Origin of the sequence: Sphaerotilus sp., from assembly GCF_034519685.1 — a bacterium.
Classification (GTDB): domain Bacteria; phylum Pseudomonadota; class Gammaproteobacteria; order Burkholderiales; family Burkholderiaceae_C; genus Sphaerotilus.
This window is the reverse complement of the sequence record NZ_JAXHOF010000006.1, coordinates 1,512,566-1,531,937: the sequence shown is the minus strand read 5'-3', so window position 1 is coordinate 1,531,937 and position 19,372 is coordinate 1,512,566. Positions and strand designations below refer to the sequence as shown.

16 protein-coding genes and 1 tRNA gene are annotated in these 19,372 nt (G+C 66.9%); 10 read left to right on the top strand and 7 right to left on the bottom strand.

All coding sequences use genetic code 11. From position 1 onward, the window contains the following. Window positions 1-5: 5 nt before the first annotated feature. The 3 genes from pepN (at window position 6) to U5O44_RS18030 (ending at window position 3,878) form a co-directional block, all read left to right on the top strand. Window positions 6-2,660 carry an aminopeptidase N gene (gene pepN / locus U5O44_RS18040; RefSeq protein ID WP_322589783.1) on the top strand — a complete coding sequence of 885 codons (2,655 nt, stop codon included), beginning with the start codon at window positions 6-8 and terminating at the stop codon, window positions 2,658-2,660. A gap of 67 nt (window positions 2,661-2,727) precedes the next feature. Continuing rightward, window positions 2,728-3,774: a class 1 fructose-bisphosphatase gene (locus tag U5O44_RS18035; RefSeq protein ID WP_322589782.1), complete on the top strand. Its 1,047-nt coding sequence runs from the start codon at window positions 2,728-2,730 to the stop codon at window positions 3,772-3,774. A 28-nt stretch (window positions 3,775-3,802) separates the two neighbouring features. Continuing rightward, window positions 3,803-3,878, top strand: a tRNA-Thr gene (locus tag U5O44_RS18030). 65 nt (window positions 3,879-3,943) lie between these two features. Here the strand turns inward: U5O44_RS18030 and U5O44_RS18025 are convergent. From U5O44_RS18025 to U5O44_RS17995, 7 genes are all read right to left on the bottom strand, one after another. After that, window positions 3,944-4,381, bottom strand: coding sequence for a DUF29 domain-containing protein (locus tag U5O44_RS18025; protein ID WP_322589781.1), 438 nt, complete (start codon window positions 4,379-4,381; stop codon window positions 3,944-3,946). A 44-nt stretch (window positions 4,382-4,425) separates the two neighbouring features. After that, window positions 4,426-7,284 carry a DNA methyltransferase gene (locus U5O44_RS18020; RefSeq protein WP_322589780.1) on the bottom strand — a complete coding sequence of 953 codons (2,859 nt, stop codon included), beginning with the start codon at window positions 7,282-7,284 and terminating at the stop codon, window positions 4,426-4,428. Between the two features lie 88 nt (window positions 7,285-7,372). Continuing rightward, the gene (locus U5O44_RS18015) at window positions 7,373-7,627 is read right to left on the bottom strand and encodes a hypothetical protein (RefSeq protein ID WP_322589779.1); all 255 of its coding nucleotides are present in this window, start codon (window positions 7,625-7,627) and stop codon (window positions 7,373-7,375) included. A gap of 80 nt (window positions 7,628-7,707) precedes the next feature. After that, window positions 7,708-7,938, bottom strand: coding sequence for a hypothetical protein (locus U5O44_RS18010; protein ID WP_322589778.1), 231 nt, complete (start codon window positions 7,936-7,938; stop codon window positions 7,708-7,710). 5 nt (window positions 7,939-7,943) lie between these two features. Beyond that, on the bottom strand, window positions 7,944-8,261 hold the full coding sequence (locus U5O44_RS18005) for a HigA family addiction module antitoxin (RefSeq protein WP_322589777.1): 318 nt from the start codon (window positions 8,259-8,261) through the stop codon (window positions 7,944-7,946). 15 nt (window positions 8,262-8,276) lie between these two features. Beyond that, window positions 8,277-8,555: a type II toxin-antitoxin system RelE/ParE family toxin gene (locus U5O44_RS18000; protein ID WP_322589776.1), complete on the bottom strand. Its 279-nt coding sequence runs from the start codon at window positions 8,553-8,555 to the stop codon at window positions 8,277-8,279. Between the two features lie 40 nt (window positions 8,556-8,595). Further along, window positions 8,596-9,912, bottom strand: a complete 1,317-nt coding sequence (locus U5O44_RS17995; RefSeq protein WP_322589775.1) for a tyrosine-type recombinase/integrase — start codon at window positions 9,910-9,912, stop codon at window positions 8,596-8,598. Window positions 9,913-10,314: 402 nt separating this feature from the next. Here U5O44_RS17995 and U5O44_RS17990 point away from each other — a divergent pair, with 402 nt between their 5' ends. From U5O44_RS17990 to malG, 7 genes are all read left to right on the top strand, one after another. After that, the gene (locus tag U5O44_RS17990) at window positions 10,315-11,403 is read left to right on the top strand and encodes a LacI family DNA-binding transcriptional regulator (RefSeq protein WP_322589774.1); all 1,089 of its coding nucleotides are present in this window, start codon (window positions 10,315-10,317) and stop codon (window positions 11,401-11,403) included. A gap of 147 nt (window positions 11,404-11,550) precedes the next feature. Continuing rightward, complete coding sequence (locus U5O44_RS17985; protein ID WP_322589773.1) at window positions 11,551-12,819, top strand: maltoporin; 1,269 nt, start codon at window positions 11,551-11,553, stop codon at window positions 12,817-12,819. 7 nt (window positions 12,820-12,826) lie between these two features. After that, on the top strand, window positions 12,827-14,518 hold the full coding sequence (locus U5O44_RS17980; RefSeq protein ID WP_322589772.1) for an alpha-glucosidase: 1,692 nt from the start codon (window positions 12,827-12,829) through the stop codon (window positions 14,516-14,518). A 10-nt stretch (window positions 14,519-14,528) separates the two neighbouring features. After that, window positions 14,529-15,626, top strand: a complete 1,098-nt coding sequence (locus tag U5O44_RS17975; protein ID WP_322589771.1) for an ABC transporter ATP-binding protein — start codon at window positions 14,529-14,531, stop codon at window positions 15,624-15,626. Window positions 15,627-15,666: 40 nt separating this feature from the next. After that, complete coding sequence (gene malE / locus U5O44_RS17970) at window positions 15,667-16,869, top strand: maltose/maltodextrin ABC transporter substrate-binding protein MalE (RefSeq protein ID WP_322589770.1); 1,203 nt, start codon at window positions 15,667-15,669, stop codon at window positions 16,867-16,869. A 25-nt stretch (window positions 16,870-16,894) separates the two neighbouring features. After that, a complete protein-coding gene (gene malF, locus U5O44_RS17965) occupies window positions 16,895-18,433 on the top strand; it encodes a maltose ABC transporter permease MalF (protein WP_322589769.1) in 1,539 nt (512 codons plus the stop codon). Between the two features lie 27 nt (window positions 18,434-18,460). After that, complete coding sequence (malG, locus tag U5O44_RS17960) at window positions 18,461-19,351, top strand: maltose ABC transporter permease MalG (RefSeq protein WP_322589768.1); 891 nt, start codon at window positions 18,461-18,463, stop codon at window positions 19,349-19,351. Window positions 19,352-19,372 lie beyond the last annotated feature (21 nt).

Genomic DNA, 19,372 nt, shown 5'->3' with positions numbered 1-19,372 from the left:
AAGCCATGCGTGAAGGTACCGTCACCCTGACCCGGCGCGAGGACTACGTCGCGCCGAGCCACTGGATCCGCTCGGTCGATCTGACCTTCGAGCTGGAGCCGGCCAAGACGCTGGTCATCAGCCGGATGCAGGTCGAGCCCAACCCGGAACGCCCTGGTCAGCCCCTGCGCCTGGACGGCGAGGACATCACGCTGACCCGCGTGCAGGTGAACGGCGAGAGCGTGTCGTTCCACTTCGACGATGGCCAGCTCGTGCTCGACAAGCTGCCCGCCGAGCCGTTCGCGCTGGAGATCCGCAACACCTGCGCGCCCGAAAAGAACACGCAGCTCTCGGGGCTCTACACCTCGGGCGGCGGTTTCTTCACCCAGTGCGAGGCCCAGGGCTTCCGCCGCATCACCTATTTCGCCGACCGGCCGGACGTGATGGCGGTCTTCAAGGTCACGCTGCGGGCGGATGCGAAGAAATACCCGATGCTGCTGTCCAACGGCAATCTGGTGGAGTCCGGCGAATTGCCCAAGGGCCGCCACTACGCCGTCTGGAGCGACCCGCACCCGAAGCCGAGCTACCTGTTCGCGCTGGTGGCCGCCGACCTCGTCTGCCGCGAGCAGAAGATCCGCACGCGCTCAGGATCCGACCACACGCTGCAGGTCTACGTCCGCGCCGGTGACCTCGACAAGACCGAACACGCGATGAATTCGCTGATCGCGTCGATTGCCTGGGACGAGGCGCGCTTCGGGCTGAAGCTCGACCTGGAGCGCTTCATGATCGTCGCCGTCAGCGACTTCAACATGGGCGCGATGGAGAACAAGGGCCTGAACATCTTCAACACGAAGTTCGTGCTGGCCAGCCCCGCGACCGCCACCGACATCGACTTCGGCAACGTCGAGAGCGTCGTCGGCCACGAGTACTTCCACAACTGGACCGGCAACCGCATCACCTGCCGCGACTGGTTCCAGCTCAGCCTGAAGGAAGGCCTGACCGTCTACCGCGACCAGGAGTTCAGCCAGGACATGGCGGGCGAGGCCTCGGCGCGCGCGGTCAAGCGCATCGAGGACGTGCGCCAGCTGCGCCAGAGCCAGTACCCGGAAGACGCCGGCCCGATGGCGCACCCGGTGCGGCCCGACCAGTACCAGGCCATCGACAACTTCTACACCGCCACCGTCTACGACAAGGGCGCCGAGGTCGTGCGCATGATGGCCACGCTCGTCGGCCGCGCCGGGTTCCGCCAGGGCATGGACCTGTACTTCGCGCGCCACGACGGCCAGGCCGTGACCTGCGACGACTTCGCGCAGGCCATCGCCGACGCCAACCCGGACAGCGCGCTGGCCGGACGGCTGGACACCTTCAAGCACTGGTACGCCCAGGCCGGCACGCCGCGCCTGAAGGCGCAAGGCTCGTTCGACGCCGAATCCGGCCGCTACACGCTGACGCTGAGCCAGCACACCCCCGCCACGCCCGGCCAGCCGCTCAAGCAGCCGTTCGTGATCCCGGTGGCGATGGGCCTGCTGGACGCCGCCGGCCAGCCGATCGCCGGCACCGACCGCGTGCTCGTGCTGGACAGCGCGTCGCAGTCGTGGACCTTCGACGGCCTGAGCGCCGCGCCGGTGCCGTCGCTGCTGCGCGGCTTCTCGGCACCGGTGATCCTGGAATGGGACGCGAGCGAGGCCGAGCTGTTCACGCTGCTCGGCCACGACACCGACGCCTTCAACCGCTGGGAGGCCGGCCAGCGGCTGGCGGTGCAGCGGCTGCTGGCGGCGGTGCGCCAGGGCGGCGCGCTGGTGCTCGATGACGCCTACCGCTCGGCGATGCAGACCGTGCTGAACGACACGGCGCTGGACGCGGCGTTCAAGGAGCTGGTGCTGACGCTGCCCAGCGAAGGCTATCTGGCCGAGCGCATGGCCGAGGCCGGCGAGCCGATCGACCCACAGAAGATCCACGCCGCCCGCGAGTCGATGCGCGCGCAGCTCGCACGCGGCCTGCACGCCGACTGGGTCGCCGCCTGGGGGCAGCACAGCCAGACCGGCGGCTACCGGCCGGACCCGGTGTCGTGCGGCCGGCGGGCGCTGGCCAATCTGGCGCTGAACATGCTCGTGCTCGACGGCGTGGCCCAAGGCGAGCCGCTGTGGCAAGGCAAGGCGCTGCAGCGCTTCAAGGACGCCGGCAACATGACCGACCGCCTCGGCGCGCTGACTGCGCTGGTCCACGGCCGCTCGGCGCTGGCAGGCGCGGCGCTGGAGCGGTTTCACGCTGGTTTCAGCAACGAGGCGCTGGTCATCGACAAATGGTTCGCGCTGCAGGCGGCGGCCCCCGAGCACGACGGCCAGGTCTTCGAGCAGATCAAGGCCCTGTCCCGCCACCCCGACTACTCGCTGCGCAACCCCAACCGCGCCCGCAGCCTGCTGCTGACGCTGACGCAGCTCAACCCGGGGGCCTTCCACCGCACCGACGCCGCTGGCTACGCCTTCTGGGCCGACAAGGTGCAGGAAGTGGACGGATTCAACCCGCAGCTCGCCTCGCGCATGGCCCGCGCCCTGGACCGCTGGCGTGCGCTGGCCGAGCCGTATCGCGGCCACGCGCGGGCCGCGATCGAGCGCATTGCCGGCAAGGCGGACTTGTCGGCCGATACGCGCGAAATCGTCACGCGGGCGTTGGCAGACTGAAATCTGGAGGCGGTAGGATCGGGGAATCCCCTGAAACGCCTCTGTAACTCCTGATCCGGCACTGCCCATGACCAAACGCATCAGCCTCACCCAGTACCTCGTCGAACAGCAGCGCGAGCACGGCCACATCCCCGGCCAGCTCCGCCTGCTGATCGAAGTCGTCGCCCGCGCCTGCAAGCGCATCGCCATTGCCGTCAACAAGGGCGCGCTCGGCGAAGTCCTTGGCTCGGCCGGCAGCGAGAACGTGCAGGGCGAAGTCCAGAAGAAGCTCGACATCATCTCCAACGAGGTGCTGATCGAGGCCAACGAGTGGGGCGGCCACCTCGCGGCGATGGCATCCGAGGAAATGGACGACATCCACGTCGTGCCCAACCGCTACCCGCAGGGCGAGTACATGCTGCTGTTCGACCCGCTCGACGGCTCCAGCAACATCGACGTGAACGTCTCGATCGGCACCATCTTCTCGGTGCTGCGCAAGGTCGGCCACAACCGGGGCGTGAGCGAAGAGGACTTCCTCCAGCCGGGCAAGTTCCAGGCGGCGGCCGGCTACTGCGTCTACGGCCCGCAGACGACGCTGGTGCTGACGGTGGGCGACGGCGTCGCGATGTTCACGCTCGACCGCGAGACGGGCTCGTGGGTGCTGACCAGCGAGCATGTGCAGATCCCGGCCGACACCAAGGAATTCGCGATCAACATGTCGAACATGCGCCACTGGGCCCCGCCGGTGAAGCGCTACATCGACGAATGCCTGGCCGGCAAGGAAGGCCCGCGCGGCAAGGACTTCAACATGCGCTGGGTGGCCTCGATGGTCGCCGACGTGCACCGCATCCTGACCCGCGGCGGCGTGTTCCTCTACCCGTGGGACCAGCGCGAGCCGAACAAGCCCGGCAAGCTGCGCCTGATGTACGAAGCCAATCCGATGGCCTTCCTCGTCGAGCAGGCCGGCGGCATGGCCACCAACGGCCACCAGCGCATCATGGACCTGACGCCGACCAAGCTGCACGAGCGGGTCAGCGTCATCCTCGGCTCGAAGAATGAAGTGCAGCGCGCCACCGAGTACCACCTGGCCGAGAATTCGCCTGTGAATTCCAGCGAAGGGGCTTCACAAGCCTGATTTTCATGGGCTACAATATCGTTCTTTCGCCGGTGTAGCTCAGTTGGTAGAGCAGCTCATTCGTAATGAGAAGGTCGAGGGTTCGACTCCTTTCTCCGGCACCAATGAAATCAACGGGTTAGCGTTCACAAGGCGCTGACCCGTTGTGCTTTCAGGGGTGCTGCAATGCTCACCCGTTCCCCGGCCACCAAGTCTCCGACAGCACCTCATCGCGCACCGCCCACGGGCACACCTCGGGGAAAGCGTCCAGCCCGGTTTCGTTGACTGCCTGCGCGACGGCGCGTGTCCAGACCACATCCAGCCACGCCGGTTCCTGCAGCTTCGGCTCCAGGCTAGGCGACTCGCCCAGGGCGTAGCGGATGTCCTTGCGCTGCGCCTTGATGGTTTTCTCCCAGCTCGCGCCGCGCCGCTCGGGCTGGTATTGCCATTTCAGCAGGTGCGCCAGCAGGACCGCCATCCGGCTGGCCAGCGCGCGCTGTTCACTCTTGCCCACGTCTTCGATCTCCCCGGCGAGGTGTTCGATGTCGAGCAGGTCGAAGCGACCCGCACGCAGCAGCCGGGCCTGTTCGTTGGCCCATGCGTTCAGGTCGGTTTCGTAGGTCTGCATGGTGGACGTCCTTGTGCATCCGGCCGCCAGTTCAGCCGGCGGCCTCACTTTGCCTTGCCGCTTGCCTCGCTGTCCACCAGTTGCTGGTACCGCCCGAAGAGAAAGGCCACGCGCTCGGTGTCGTCGGGTTTGCCGGTGTAGCCATAGGCGGCATCGACGGCCTTGTCGAGTTTCTGGTGGGCCTTGAGCAGCGCGGGGGGCATGGTCAGCGGGTCGTAGAGATCGGCCAGGGACGAATCCTGAAACGCTGCCCGCGCAGCCAGCACCGCCTGTGCAGCCGCCTCGATGGCAACACGCTGCTTGTCGATCAAGGACTCGCCGGGCCACGGGTAGTTGTTGTAAACGATGGCCGCCGAGTAGCGGTAGTCACTTTTCATGCGCCCACACGTCGCACGGACCCAGGCGTTGTGCATGGTGCTGGACAACACCCCTAAGTGATAAAACGAAGCATCCTGAGCGATCTTCACCAGATTGCTGCAAAAGGTTTCTGGCTTCTCAAACCCAAAAGGAATGAAAAACCGGCGCTCAGACGACACCTCAGGTAGCACCAAGTAGGGCTTGTCAGGCATGTTCTCAACGTGGAACCGCGTCGGCGTGTCAGCCAGCTTGCGCGTCGGCGCACTCTTGCTGGCCAACCGAACGTCTCGCACCGCCTGAATGCGCTTGCGGCATTCGGGCAAGGCGCGCAGCTCCGCCGGGCTGGCTTGGCCCAGCCACAGACACCAGCGTTCGTAGCCGTTGAGAAATTCGTCAGCACCGATCCAGCGGCGAAAGAACCAAGCAGCGTCTGGCTCGATGCGAAGGAACTCGTCGCGCTCCTCGGTCGTGAACAGGTAATGCCCGCCGTCAATCGGCTTGTTGCCAATACCGACTTCGGGCACCGCACACAGCGGCGTGCTGCGGCGTGGCAGCACCACGTCTGGCGCATCGACCAGATAGGGATTGATGTTGCGAGCGGCGACCTCTACAGGCTCGCCTTTGATGTCCGGGTATTCAAAGAGCCGCTTGCCCGCCCGGTCCTGTCCACCAAAGCCCACGATCACGCAATGGACCGCTGCCACGCCCTTGGCGTCGTTGCTCCACTGGAACGTGCGGTGTGCAAACTGGATCTTCATGCCCTGCGCCAGCATCCAGCCCCACAGGACGCCGACCTGCTCGCCCTGCGTGATGCTGTTGGTGGAGACAAAAGCTGCCCGCATGGCCGGCGCTGCCTGGAGGTAGCGCGCAGCCTTGACGTACCAAGCAGCCACAAGATCCAGCAGCCCCGCATTCTTCAAGTCGCCAAAGGCCAAGGCCACGTCTTCACGCTGTCCATCGCTCAGGAACTTGGCGCCCACGAACGGCGGATTGCCCACCACATAGCTGCACTGCCCCGGCGGCAGCACAGCCGCCCAATCCAGCCGCAGCGCATTGCCTTCGGCGATGGTCGCGCTGTGCGTCAGCGGCACGCTGGGCCGCGCCTGACCCAGACGCTGGGCGGCCACGAGGTTCATCTGGTGGTCGGTGATCCACAGCGCCACGCGGGCAATGTGCGCAGCGGAGGGGTCGATCTCGATGCCGTAGAACTGGTCCACCTGCACCCGCAGCAGATCGCGCATGTCCAGCAGGCCACGGCTCTTGGTCGCGTCGCCGTGCAGGCGATGCACCAGCTCGATCTCCAGCAGGCGCAGTTGCTGGAACGCCACGACCAGGAAATTGCCGCAACCACAGGCCGGGTCCAGCAAACGGAGTCCCGCCAGCCGCTCGTGCAGCGCCTGCAGCTTGCCCTTGTTGCGCTTGGCCGCCTCCAGCTCCGCCTTCAGCTCGTCCAGAAACAGCGGCCCCAGCGCCCGCAGGATGTTGCGCTCGCTGGTGTAGTGCGCCCCCAACTCACGGCGTGCAGCCGCCAGTTTCTTGACATCCTCGCGGCCCTTCTCCAGCACCGCCTGGAACATGCTGCCAAAGATGGCCGGGCTGATGCTGCCCCAGTTCAGCGCCGAGCACTGCAGGATGACCGCACGCTGTGCGGCGTCGAAATCCGGCAGCCGGCAGGACTCGGAAAAGAGCCGGCCGTTGACATAGGCGAAGTCGGCGAACTTGGTCGGCAGCTTGGCCGAACGCCTGGCAACCGGCGTGTCCAGCACCTCGAACAGCTTCGACAGCGTGGAGCCGAGATCGCCGCCATCGTCGGCCGAGTTCAGCAGCAAGCGATGAATCTGGGTGTTTTCACCGAAGATCCCGGTGTCATCGCCGAAGAAACAGAAAATCAGCCGGGTCAGCAAGATCTCCAGATCCCGCCCACCGTACCCATCGGCCGTCAGCGCAGCGTGCAGATCAGCCACTGCACGGGCCGCCTTGATATCGACACCCGGTTGTTCGAGGAAGCCGACACTGTCCTCCTGCGGCAGCAGGAACTTGAACAGCTCCGCCTTCTCGGGCAGCTCGTCGATGCCGCATTCATGCACCACCGTGCGCGCCAGATTGCTGAAGTCGTACAGCCGCAAGTGCTGGAAATTGCACAGCACGGCGTAACGCGGCTGCTCGCTGGGCGGCAGCAGGCCGTAGTAGCCCTGCAGTTGCTCGACGGCCGAACCCAAATCGACGTGGCTGCCCTTGTGCTCGACGATCAGCTTGCCTGGGATGAAGGCATCGACGTAGTTGTTCTTCTTGCCGAGCTTCAGGCGGTGCTCGAACGCCTTCTTCAGCACCGGCTCGCCCACGTCGAAGCAGCGCAACAAGGCGTTCCAGTACGGCTGGGCCTGACCGCGCTCGTAGTTGGCGTCGCGGTAGACATGGACAAAATCCTGTAGCTTCTGGCGGATGGCCGACCAGTCGGCGCGTCCAGGTGCAGAGGAAGTCTTGACGCCGGACTCGGCCGGGTGGTGTCCCGCTGGGGTGCGGGTACTGGCTTTGCGTGGATTCATCCCTGTCGCGTCGGGTGGCAGCCCGGCTGTGTTGGTGGCGGCCAGCAGCTTAGCCGGAATTGAAACCAGAACTGGCTGGGCGACCCGATCAGACGAGCGACAGCGGATTCCCAAGTTTGGCACCGTGATCGGCCAGCAAGGTCAGGATGGGTGGCACACCCTCCAGATTGGAATCCACTTCGTCGCGGAAGAAGTTCAGCACGCCGGCCACGCTGTCGGTCGGAAGCTGCTTTTCGGCCTGGCGTCCACCCAGCCATAGAGACTGCTTGCAGGTCTGCGCAGCAACATCGAAGACTTCCTGTTGTCTAAGTGAATACCGAGTTGCGTCGGCTTTGTTGCACAACCCCACTGAGGCTGAGTTTCCCCTGGCCCCAGACGGCGTTACGCTACGGCCCGCTTCACTGGCCTGGCCGTGGCGAAAACTCAGGCGGCAGGCACGACAGCCAGGCGCAGACCCGCGGCGCGCAGCACCGCCTGAACGTCCGACAGCTCCAGGTCATCGCCAGTCGGCAGCGCCAGCCGATGCGCCTCAGCGACATGACGCAGTGCCCGGCAGAGTGCGCCGGGGCTTTCGCTCAGGGCATCGTTCAGGTAGGCGCTGCAGGTCACCGGGTCGGCCAGCAGTTCGGCGCGGAAGGTGTTCAGCGTCTTCATGGCGCTCACGCGGCCAGTTCAGCCGGTGCCCGCTGCACGTTCAGCGGGGTGACCTTCAGCCGCTGCTCGGCCTGCCACGTGTCATAGGCGAGCTGCTCCGCCAGCCACAGCCGGGCGTCTCCACCGCGCTCCTTGCCAAGCCACGCCTCGATGCGGAACGCCATCTCGGGCGAAATCGCTGCGTGGCCGTTCAGCACCCGCGACAGGGTGACGCGGTTCACGCCGAGCTGTTGCGCCGCCTGGGTGACGTTCAGACCCAGCGCAGGCAACACGTCGTCGCGCAGCGTCAGGCCAGGGTGCGGGGGGTTGAACATGCGTGCCATGTGAGGCTCCTTGCGTCAGTGGTAGTCCTGGTAATCGACCAGTTCGGCGTCCTCGCCCACGAAGGTGAAGGTCAGACGCCAGTTCCCCGACACCCACACGGACCAGTGGCCCGACAGCGCCCCCTTCAGCGGGTGCAGCTTCCAGCCGGGGAGGTTCATGCCTTGCGCATCGGTCGCCACGTTCAGGCGGCGCAGCATGGCCCCCAGCTTCGCGGCGTGCTCGGCTCGAATCCCGGCAGTGCTGCCCGTCTCGAAGAACAGCTTCAGCCCCTTGTGTCGGAAGTTCTGAATCATGGTTGATTGTAGTCCGTAGCGTTACACACATCAACGCGCATCAACGGGAATGCACCACACGCAACGCGCCCGGTTCCTCGTTGGCGCTGGGCTGCTCGATGCCGGCCTGTTCCAGCATCCACGCCTCGGCACGGGTGTGCCACATGCGCAGCAGGTCCAGCGGGCGGCGGCGGTAGTGCTTCTCTGCCGTGGCGCTCGGCTTGTGCCCCTGAATCTGCGCCACGACACCGGCAGGCATCTCGACCCACTCCGCCAGCGTCCCGAATGAGCGGCGCAGGCCGTGGATGCTCAGGTGCGGCAGGCCAGCAGCGGCCAGGGCGCGCTCATGCCCGGTGCGCGGCTCCTTCAGCCGGCCATCGGCGGCGGTCGGGCTGCTGAACACCCACTCGTTCCGCCTGGGCAGCGCGGCCAGCAGGCGCGACACGTAGGGCGTGAGCGGGATGACGCGGGCGCCCTCCACCTTGTCGGCGATGGCGATGCTGCCCCAGCGGAAATCCACGTCCTCCCAGCGCATCCCGGCCAGCTCTTCGCGGCGGGCGCCGGTCAGGATGGCGGTCTGCAGGTAGGCGGCGTGAACCGGGTTCGCCAGCTCGCGCACCGCCTTGAACCACAGGGGCAACTGTTCGCGCTGCAGGCAGTCGCCCTCCTTCGCCTTCGACGGCGGCACGGCCTCGCTGACGGCCTTGGAGCGGTAGGCGTCCGGGGCAATCAGGGCGCGGTACTCGGGATGTTCGCCCGCCCAGCGGATGAAACCCCGCACCAGCCGGAAGGCGGACGCAGCGGCGGTGGGACGCTCGGCAGCCTCCCGATCCAGCCACGCGGCCAGCACGTCGGCGTTCAGCTCGGACAGGCGCAGGGGCAGCAGCGCGGCCAGCGGGGCGGCCACGGTCTTCCCTGCCCCTCGCTGGCGCTGCTCGCCACCGGGCGCGGCCATGCGGGTGTGGTTCAGGTAGGACCGGGGGGACCACTTCGGGCGCCGCGCTTCCAGGTAGACCGCCCACGCCTCGCCCACCGTCACGGACTCGCGGGCGCGCACCACGGCGGCGGCTTCGCGGTCGGCTTGCGCCTGGGCGATGGTGGCGGCTTTCTCGGCCCGTGGGTCGGCGCCCTTGTCCACCAGCGTCTGCAGGCGGCGTGCCTCGGCGCGGGCCTCGGGGATGCTCCACGACTCCGGGGCGCCGATGGTCAGGCGCAGGGTCTTCCCGGCGTACTCGGTCTGGAAGATGAACGCCTTCGACCCCGAAGCCGTCACCCGCAGCGCCAGATTGGGCGCGGCGTCATCCCACAGGAACGCCTGCCCCTTCCCGTGCGACGTGAACGCGGTGACTCGGCCGACGGTGAGCTTGGTTCGTGCCATCTGGTGCCTCTGGTCTTACATGGGCCAGCCGTGTAAGTGCTGGTGTAAGACGAATCACGGCATGCAGATGAACACGCATCAACACAACGAACAGCGCAAGTGCTTGATTTACAAGGAATCAGCCTCTCACATCAACACGCATCAACGCCCCAAAATACGCACTTTTGCTCATTCGTAATGAGAAGGTCGGGGGTTCGACTCCTCTCTCCGGCACCAATAAAATCAACGGGTTAGCGCTCACAAGGTGCTGACCCGTTGTGCTTTGTGGCTGTGCTGTAGACCCCTGGCCGTGGTGTAAGCACTGTTCGACGATATATGGCTGGCCAGTTCGCGCTGTTCGATCTTGCCCACGGCAGGGCCACAAGCGCTGACAATGCCTCTGTCAAAGACCACGCGAGTCCCATGTCCTCCAAGCGCACGGAACCGAACAGCCCCGAGCCCGCCCCGCCCGCGGCCCCACCCGCCCCCCGCACCAAGGTCACCGCGAGCGACGTCGCCAAGGCGCTCGGCGTCAGCCCCGCCACCATCTCGAACGCCTTCAACCGCCCGGACCAGCTCTCGGTGACGTTGCGCACCGAGATCATCAGCCGCTCACGCGAGCTGGGCTACTTCGGCCCGGATCCCGCCGCCCGCGCGCTGCGGCGACGCGACGAGGTGCGCGAGGTGGCGGTGGTCTACCACCACGGACTGGAGTTCGCCCTCACCGACCCGATCAGCCTGGACTTCCTGCGCGGCGTCAGCCACGAACTCGACCAGCGCGCGCTGTCGCTGCAACTCATCCCCAAGCTCGGCCGCGACCTGCAGCTCGCCGCCGCGTTCCAGACCACCGCCGACGCGCTCATCGTCCACGCCGAGATCGGCGCCAACCTGGTCCCGGAAGTGGTGGCCGCACGCAAGCCGCTGGTGCTGGTGGACACGGTCGTGGAAGGGGTGCCGAGCATCGGCATCGAGGACCGCGACGGCGCCGACCAGGCGATGACCTACGCGCTGTCGAAGCAGCCCGACCGCGTGCTCGCCGTGTGCTTCACACTGAACGGGCAGCAGCGTCGGCACGCGATGGCCGCCGGGCGCAAGGTGCAGCCGCGCAGCGCGTCCGTGGCCATCGAGCGGCGCATCGGCTTCGTGCGCGCCGCCCGGCGGCTGGGCCGGGCGCTCGACACGGTCGACTGGATAGAGGTCGATGACATCCACCCCGAGACGTCGGCGCAGGTGCTGGCCGCCCTCCGCGTGTCGTTGCCAGCGGGCAGCCGGATCGCGGTCGTGGGCATGACGGACCGCATGGCCCTGGCCGCGCTGGCCGAGGTGCGCACCTGGCCCGGGGTGACGCTGGCGGCGGCTGTCGGCTTCGACAACATCCCTGACGCCGCCACCGCGGGGCTGACCACGATGCGCCAGGACGCACACCGCAAGGGTGTGCTCGCCGTCCAGGCGCTGCTCGACGGGCTGCGACCGCCCGCACTCGGTGTCGAGCTGGTCGTCCGCGACACCTGAACTGCCCAGAACTGACGCCTCAGGATTTCCCTTGGCCTAGGGAAATCCCCGACTTCACAGAACTTGACGGTTTTCTGAACCGATTCAGAATCGCGCCCTGTCGTCTCTGAATCGATTCAGAGCGCTCATTCAACGAGGAGCATCGAGATGCAAAAGAACCTGCAGAAGACATCGGGGCTGGTGGGGCTGATGCCCCTGGCGCTGGCCATGAGCGGTCTGTTCGTCGCGGCGGCGGCGCAGGCGGAAGGCGTGGAGCTGCACGGCTACGTGCGCACCCAGGTCGGCGGCACCAGCGAAGGCGGCAACCTGCAGTGCTTCGGCGGCGACGGCACCTGGCCGATCCGCTCCAAGTACCGGCTGGGCAACGAGTGCGACAACTTCGCCAGCACCACCGCCATCATCCCCTTCGGCAAGTCCGACGGCGCCTGGGCCAAGTACCACCAGACCCTGTCGTTCAAGGAAAAGGGCAAGCAGGCCTGGGAAAGCACCGACGACAAGACGCTCAACATCGCCAGCGAACAGGCGTTCATCGAAGCGGGCGGCTTCTTCGACGGCGGCGCGCTCGACGCGGCCAAGGTCTGGGTGGGCAAGCGGTTCTACAACCGCCATGACATCCACATGAGCGACTACTACTACTGGGGCAACAACGGCATGGGCGCCGGCATCGAGGAGATCAACGCCGGCCCGGCCAAGGTGTCACTCGCCTACTTCCAGAATGGTGGCAACGCCAACGGCGTCGACGACATCGTCGGCAAGCGCTACTCGGCCCGCTTCTACGACATCGACGTCAACCCGAACGGCAAGCTCGAAGCCGAGCTGGTCCTGCTGAACGGCAGTACCGCATCCGCCGACGTCACCAAGGAAACCGGCAATGGCACCATGCTGTTCCTGCAGCACACCCAGAGCGGTGTGCTCGGTGGCTGGAACAAGTTCGGCATCGTCTACGGCAGCAAGCTGGGCAGCGGCTTCGAGTGGCTGCCGACCTACCAGGGCGGCGGTGTCGCCAAGGGCCATTCGTGGCGCATCCATGACCACCTGTACTTCGCGCCAGCTGGCACGAAGATCACCGGCGTGGTGACCGCCAGCTACGGCAAGGCCAACTTCGGCGGCCCCAACAGCAACACCTTCATGAGCGTCGGCATCCGGCCGCAGTACAACTACAACGACCTGCACAGCACGGTGCTCGAAGTCGGCTACGACGCAGGCGAGACCGACGGCGGCAGCAAGCCCAAGGTCGCCAAGGTCACCCTCGCCCAGCAGCTCACGCTGAGCACCGGCTTCTGGGCCCGCCCGGTCTTCCGCGCCTTCGTGACCCACGCCAAGTGGAACGACGCCGCCGGCACGCAGGCCAACGGGGTCTTCGGCACCAAGAAGACGGGCACGACCTTCGGCGCCCAGGCCGAGGTGTGGTGGTAAGCCAGTCATGACGTCATCACCCTTCAGGGACACCCGGGAAAAGCCGGTCGGCACCGACTGGTGGCGCGGCGCGGTGCTGTACCAGGTGTACCCGCGCAGCTTCGCCGACCACAATGGCGACGGGGTGGGCGACCTCCCCGGCATCATCGAGCGGCTGTCCTACATCGCCGGGCTCGGCGTGGACGCGGTCTGGATCTCGCCGTTCTTCAAGTCGCCGATGAAGGACTTCGGCTACGACGTCGAGGACTACCGCGATGTCGATCCGCTATTCGGCACGCTGGCCGACTTCGACCGGCTGATCGAGCGGGCGCACGCGCTGAACCTGAAGGTGATGATCGACCAGGTGGTGTCCCACACCGCGGACACCCACGCCTGGTTCCAGGAAAGCCGCGCCAGCCGCGACAACCCGCGCGCCGACTGGTACGTCTGGGCCGACGCGCAGCCGGACGGCTCACCACCGAACAACTGGCTGAGCGTGTTCGGCGGCTCGTCCTGGCAGTGGGACACGCGCCGCCGCCAGTACTACCTGCACAACTTCCTGACCGCGCAGCCGGACCTGAACTTCCACAACCCGGCCGTGCGCGCGGCCGTGCTGAGCGACATCCGCTTCTGGCTCGACCGCGGCGTGGACGGGTTCCGCCTCGACACGACCAACTACTACTTCCACGACCAGGCGCTGCGCTCGAACGACCCGCTGCCGCCGGACATCAACCGCGCTCCAGCGCACAACCCTTACGACCTGCAGGCGCACGTCCACGACAAGAACCGCCCGGAAAACGTGCTGTTCCTCGAAGAAGTGCGCACCTTGCTGGATGAATACGGTGCGGCCAGCGTGGGCGAGGTGGGCGACGCGGACGCGCTGGCCACGATGCTCGCCTACACCGCGGGCGACCGGCGCCTGCACATGACCTACAGCTTCTCGATGCTGTCGCCGGACGCGAGCGCCGCGCACCTGCGCCGACAGGTCGAGCAGTTCGAAGCCGCGGCGGCCGAACCCGGCCAGGGCGGCTGGGCCTGCTGGACCATCGGCAACCACGACGCCGAGCGCGTGCTCACCCGCTGGAAGGGCACGGGCGCACCGGAGTCCTTCGTGCGCGTGATGCTGACGATGCTGGTGAGCCTGCGTGGCAGCGTGTGCTGGTACCAGGGGGACGAACTCGCGCTGGAACAAGCCGACCTGCCCTTCGAGGCGCTGGTCGATCCGCCGGGCATCGCCTTCTGGCCCGAGTACAAGGGCCGCGACGGTTGCCGCACGCCGATCCCGTGGCAGGCCGACGCGCCGCACGCCGGCTTCAGCGGCGGGCTGGACGTGAAGCCGTGGCTGCCGGTGGTGGACGCGCACCGCCCGCGTGCCGTCGATGTCAGCGAGGCCGATCCGCACGCGCCACTGCACTACATGCGCGCGCTGCTGCCGTGGCGGCGTTCGTTCCCGGCGCTGGTCAAGGGCGGCATCCGCTTCCTCGACGCGCCCGAGCCGGTGATGGCGCTGGTGCGCGAGGCGCCGCTGCGCAAGCTCGGCCCGTCCCTGCTGATCGTGCTCAACCTGGGCACCGAACCACTGCAGATCACGCTCGACGACGCGCCGGCGAGTGTCCCCATGAACGTGCCCGGCCTGCCCGACGCACAACGAGCCCGCCGCACGGGCACCCACTTCTCGCTGCCGCCGCACGGGATCTACTTCGGCGCCCTGGAGGCTTGAGAGGAACGTCATGGCTGATCTGAAATTCAAGGCGCTGCGTAAGTCCTTCGACCAGACGGAGATCCTGCACGGCATCGACCTCGACGTGGCCGATGGCGAGTTCATGGTCTTCGTCGGGCCGTCCGGCTGCGGCAAGTCGACCATGCTGCGCTGCATCGCCGGGCTGGAGGAGATCACCTCGGGCGAGCTGCACATCGGCGGCCAGCTCGTCAACGACATCCCGCCCTCCAAGCGCTCCATCGCGATGGTGTTCCAGAGCTACGCGCTCTACCCGCACATGTCGGTGGCCCAGAACATGGCGTTCGGGCTGAAGCTGGCGGGGATGTCGCAGCCGGAGATCGACACCGCCGTGCAGCGCGCCGCGCAGATCCTCAAGATCGAGCCGCTGCTGGCGCGCAAACCCAAAGACCTCTCCGGCGGCCAGCGCCAGCGCGTCGCCATCGGCCGCGCCATCGTGCGCAAGCCGGGCGTGTTCCTGTTCGACGAGCCGCTGTCGAATCTGGACGCGGCGCTGCGCGTGCAGATGCGCGTCGAGCTGGCGCGGCTGCACCGCGAACTCCAGACCACGATGGTCTACGTCACCCACGACCAGGTCGAGGCGATGACGCTGGCCAGCCGGATCGCCGTGTTCCATGCCGGCGTGATCGAGCAGGTCGGCACGCCGATGCAGCTCTACCACCACCCCGCCAACCTGTTCGTCGCGGGCTTCATCGGCTCGCCGACGATGAATTTCATGCCCGGCAAGCTGGAGTGGGCCGGCAACGACCGGGCCGAGGTCCGCCTGGACAGCGGCCACTTCGTCACGGCGAACGTCGATGCCAGCCGGCTGCCGCACGGCTCGACCGTGACGCTGGGCGTGCGGCCGGAGCACCTGCAGGCGAGCGCCCAGCCCGGCAGCAACGAGGTGCGCGGTACGGTGCAGGCCGCCGAGCACCTGGGTGACGTGACCTACCTGTACCTGCAGGTGGCCGGCGTGCCGCAGACCGTCGTCGCCCGCACCGACCCCGAGAACCCGCTCGCCAGCGGCGACGCGGCGCACCTCGTGCTGCCGCCGCACCGCTGCCACCTCTTCGACGCCCAGGGGCTCGCCCTGCCGCGCCGGACCTGACCTGACCAGACACGCCCTCCCGCATCCCCGAGGAACCGCCATGACCGCCACCCGCTCCACCTTCGCCCTTTCCGCCCTCGGCGCCGCCCTGCTCGCCGCGGGCGCGTTCACCGCCCCGGCCGCGCTCGCCGCCGAACCCGGCAAGCTGCTGATCTGGTACAGCACCGACGGCGCCAAGGGCATGCAGAAGATCGGCGCCGAGTTCACTGCCAAGACCGGCATCCCCGTCACCGTCGAGGCGCCGGAAGACGGCCCTGGCAAGTTCCAGCAGGCCGCGGCCGGCGGCAAAGGTCCGGACATCTGGATCTGGGCGCACGACCGGGCGGGCGAGTGGATCGCGGGCGGCCTGATCGTGCCGGTGACGCCGAGCAAGAAGGTGCAGGCCGACATCGACCCGCTGGCGTGGAAGGCGTTCAGCATCGGCGGCAAGACCTGGGCCTATCCGTACTCGATCGAGGCGATCTCGCTGGTCTACAACAAGGCGCTGGTCAAGGCGCCGCCGAAGACCTTCGAGGAGGTGCTGGCCCTCGACAAGCAGCTCCAGCCGCAGGGCAAGCGCGCCATCCTCTGGGACTACACCAACACCTACTTCACCTGGCCGCTGCTGGCCGCGGGGGGCGGGTATGCGTTCAAGCAGAAGGCGGATGGCACGTATGACGGCAGCGATGTGGGCGTGAACAACCCGGGCGCGGTGGCCGGTGTCGAGCTGCTGAACAAGCTGCTGCGCGAGAAATACATGCCGCTCGAATCCGGCTACGCCGAGATGGAAGGCGCGATGGCCCAAGGCAAGGTCGCGATGATGATCAACGGCCCGTGGTCGTGGGACAACCTGAAGAAGGCCAACATCGACTACGGCGTGGCCAAGATCCCGATGGTCAACGGCAAGAAGGCCGCCCCGTTCGTCGGCGTCAAGGGCGCGATGATCAACAAGGCGTCGCCGAACAAGGATCTCGCGGTTGAGTTCATCGAGAACTACATGCTCACGCCGAAGGGGCTGAAAACGCTCAACGACGCCGAGTCGATCGCGGTGCCGGCCAGCAAGGCGTATTTCGACGAGGTCAAGTCCAACCCGAACATCGCCGCGACGATGGCCTCGGCCCAGGACGGCGCCCCGATGCCCAACAACCCCGAGATGGGCCGCTTCTGGTCGGCGATGGTCTCGGCGCTGGGCAACGTGATGGACGGTCGGCAGTCGCCCAAGGAGGCGATGGACGCCGCTGCCAAGCGCATGCTGACCAAGTGAGCCCGCGAGCACTGGCCGACACACCATGAGACTCGATCACCCCGTTCGCCGCTTTGCCGGTCCCGTGCTGCTGGTGCTGCTCGCGCTGGCGGCGCTCTACCTCGTCACGCTGATGTACGCCGTGGGCGAGACGCTGCTGGCGGGGATGCTGCTGGTGCTGGTGGCGCTGGCCGCGTGGACCTATTCGTCGGCGAAGACGATGGCGCTGCGCTACCTATTCCCCGGCATCGCGGCGGCGGCGGTGTTCGTGGTGTTCCCGATGCTCTACACGGTGTCGATCGGCTTCACCAACTACAGCTCGCGCAACCTGCTCGACTTCGAGCGCGCGCGGCAATACCTGGTGGATGAGACGTACCAGGCCGAGGGCGGCGTGTTCTCGTTCGCACTGGTGGGTGCCGGCGCGGAGGGCCAGTTCCGCCTGCGCCTGCAGGACCAGGACGACGAGAACAAGGTCTTCACCTCGCCACCGCTGGCCCTTGATGGCGCTGCCGCAGAGATCCGCCTGAGCGCGGCCGACGCGGCCACGGCCAGCGCCGACGCCGCGCCACTGACCGAGGTGATCGCACGCCAGAAGCTGCTCAAGCCGCTGACGCTGGTCACGCCCGACGGCGTCAAGGTGCGCATGGCTTCGCTGCGCCAGTTCAGCCCGGTGCAGCCGCTCTACGCCGCACAGCCCGACGGCACGCTGAAGAACCTGCGCGACAACGTCGTGCTGACGCCGAACTTCAAGACCGGCTTCTTCGAGACCGCCGCGGGCGAGCCGGTGACGCCGGGGTTCAAGGTCGGGGTCGGGCTGGCCCACTACGCCCGCATCTTCACGGACAGCAAGTTCCGCGAACCGTTCGGGCGCATCTTCCTGTGGACGGTGGCGTTTTCGGGGCTGACAGTCCTGTTCGCGGCATCGCTGGGCATGCTGCTGGCGGTGCTGCTGAACTGGGACAGCCTGCGCTTCAAGGGCGTGTACCGGTTGGCGCTGTTCCTGCCCTACGCGGTGCCGGGCTTCATCTCGATCCTGATCTTCAAGGGCATGTTCAACCAGAGCATGGGCGAGGTGAACCTGGTGCTGAACGCGCTGTTCGGGGTCAAGCCGGCATGGTTCTCGGACCCGTTCCTGGCCAAGACGATGATCCTGATCGTCAACACCTGGCTGGGCTTCCCGTACATGATGATTGTCTGCATGGGGCTGATCAAGTCGATCCCGGCCGACCTGTACGAAGCGTCCGCGGTCGCTGGCGCCGGCCCGATCACCAACTTCACCCAGATCACGCTGCCGCTGATCCTCAAGCCGCTGACGCCGCTGTTGATCTCGTCGTTTGCGTTCAACTTCAACAACTTCGTGCTGATCACGCTGCTGACCGGCGGGCGGCCCGACTTCCTCGACATCAGCGTGCCCGCAGGCTCGACCGACCTGCTGGTGTCCTACACCTTTCGCATGGCCTTCCAGGACTCGGGGCAGCAGTTCGGCCTCGCCTCGGCCATCTCGACGGTGATCTTCTTCATCGTCGCCGCCATCACGCTGGTGCAGATGCGGTTCACCAAGCTGGCTGAGCAATCGAGCCGCTGAACCGGAACGGAACAGGAGCCTTTCCCCATGGCCATCGTCCTCGACAAGTCCCAGCGCTGGCGCGTCGCCGCCGCGCACGCCTTCCTGATCGTGCTGTGCATCCTCGTGGTGTCGCCGTTCCTGATCGTGCTGTCGGTGTCGCTGCGGCCCGGCAACTTCGCCACCGGCAGCCTGATCCCCGACACCATCAGCCTCGAACACTGGAAGTTCGCCTTCGGCCTGCCCTACCCCGGCCCGGACGGCACGCTGATCGAGCCGGAACTGCCGGTGCTGAAGTGGCTGTGGAACTCGGTGAAGATCGCCACGCTGTCGGCCTGCGTCACGCTGCTGTTCTCGACCACCGGCGCCTACGCTGTGGCGCGCATGAAGTTCCGCGGGCGCCAGCAGGTGCTGACCGGGATGATGCTGATGCAGATGTTTCCCTCGGTGCTGGCCCTCGTGGCGATCTACGCCATCTTCGACCGCATCGGGGCCGCCTTCCCCGCCTTCGGGCTGGACACGCACTGGGCGCTGCTGCTGGCGTATTCGGGCGGCATCGCGATGCACATCTGGACCATCAAGGGCTACTACGAAACCATCCCGATGGAGGTCGAGGAAGCCGCCAAGGTCGATGGCGCGACACCGTGGCAGTCGTTCCGGCTGGTGCTGCTGCCGATGGCACTGCCGATCCTGGTGGTGGTGTTCCTGCTGGCCTTCATCGGCACGATCATCGAATACCCGGTCGCCTCCGTGCTGCTGCACCGCGAGGAGATGCTGACGCTGGCGGTGGGCACCAAGATGCTCGCCCACGAGCACAACTTCCGCTGGGGCGACTTCGCCGCGATCGCGATCCTGTCGGGTCTGCCGATCACGGTCGTCTTCATGCTGGCCCAGAAATGGATGATCGCCGGGCTCACCGCCGGCGGCATCAAGGGTTGATTTTCACCACGTCAAAAGGAG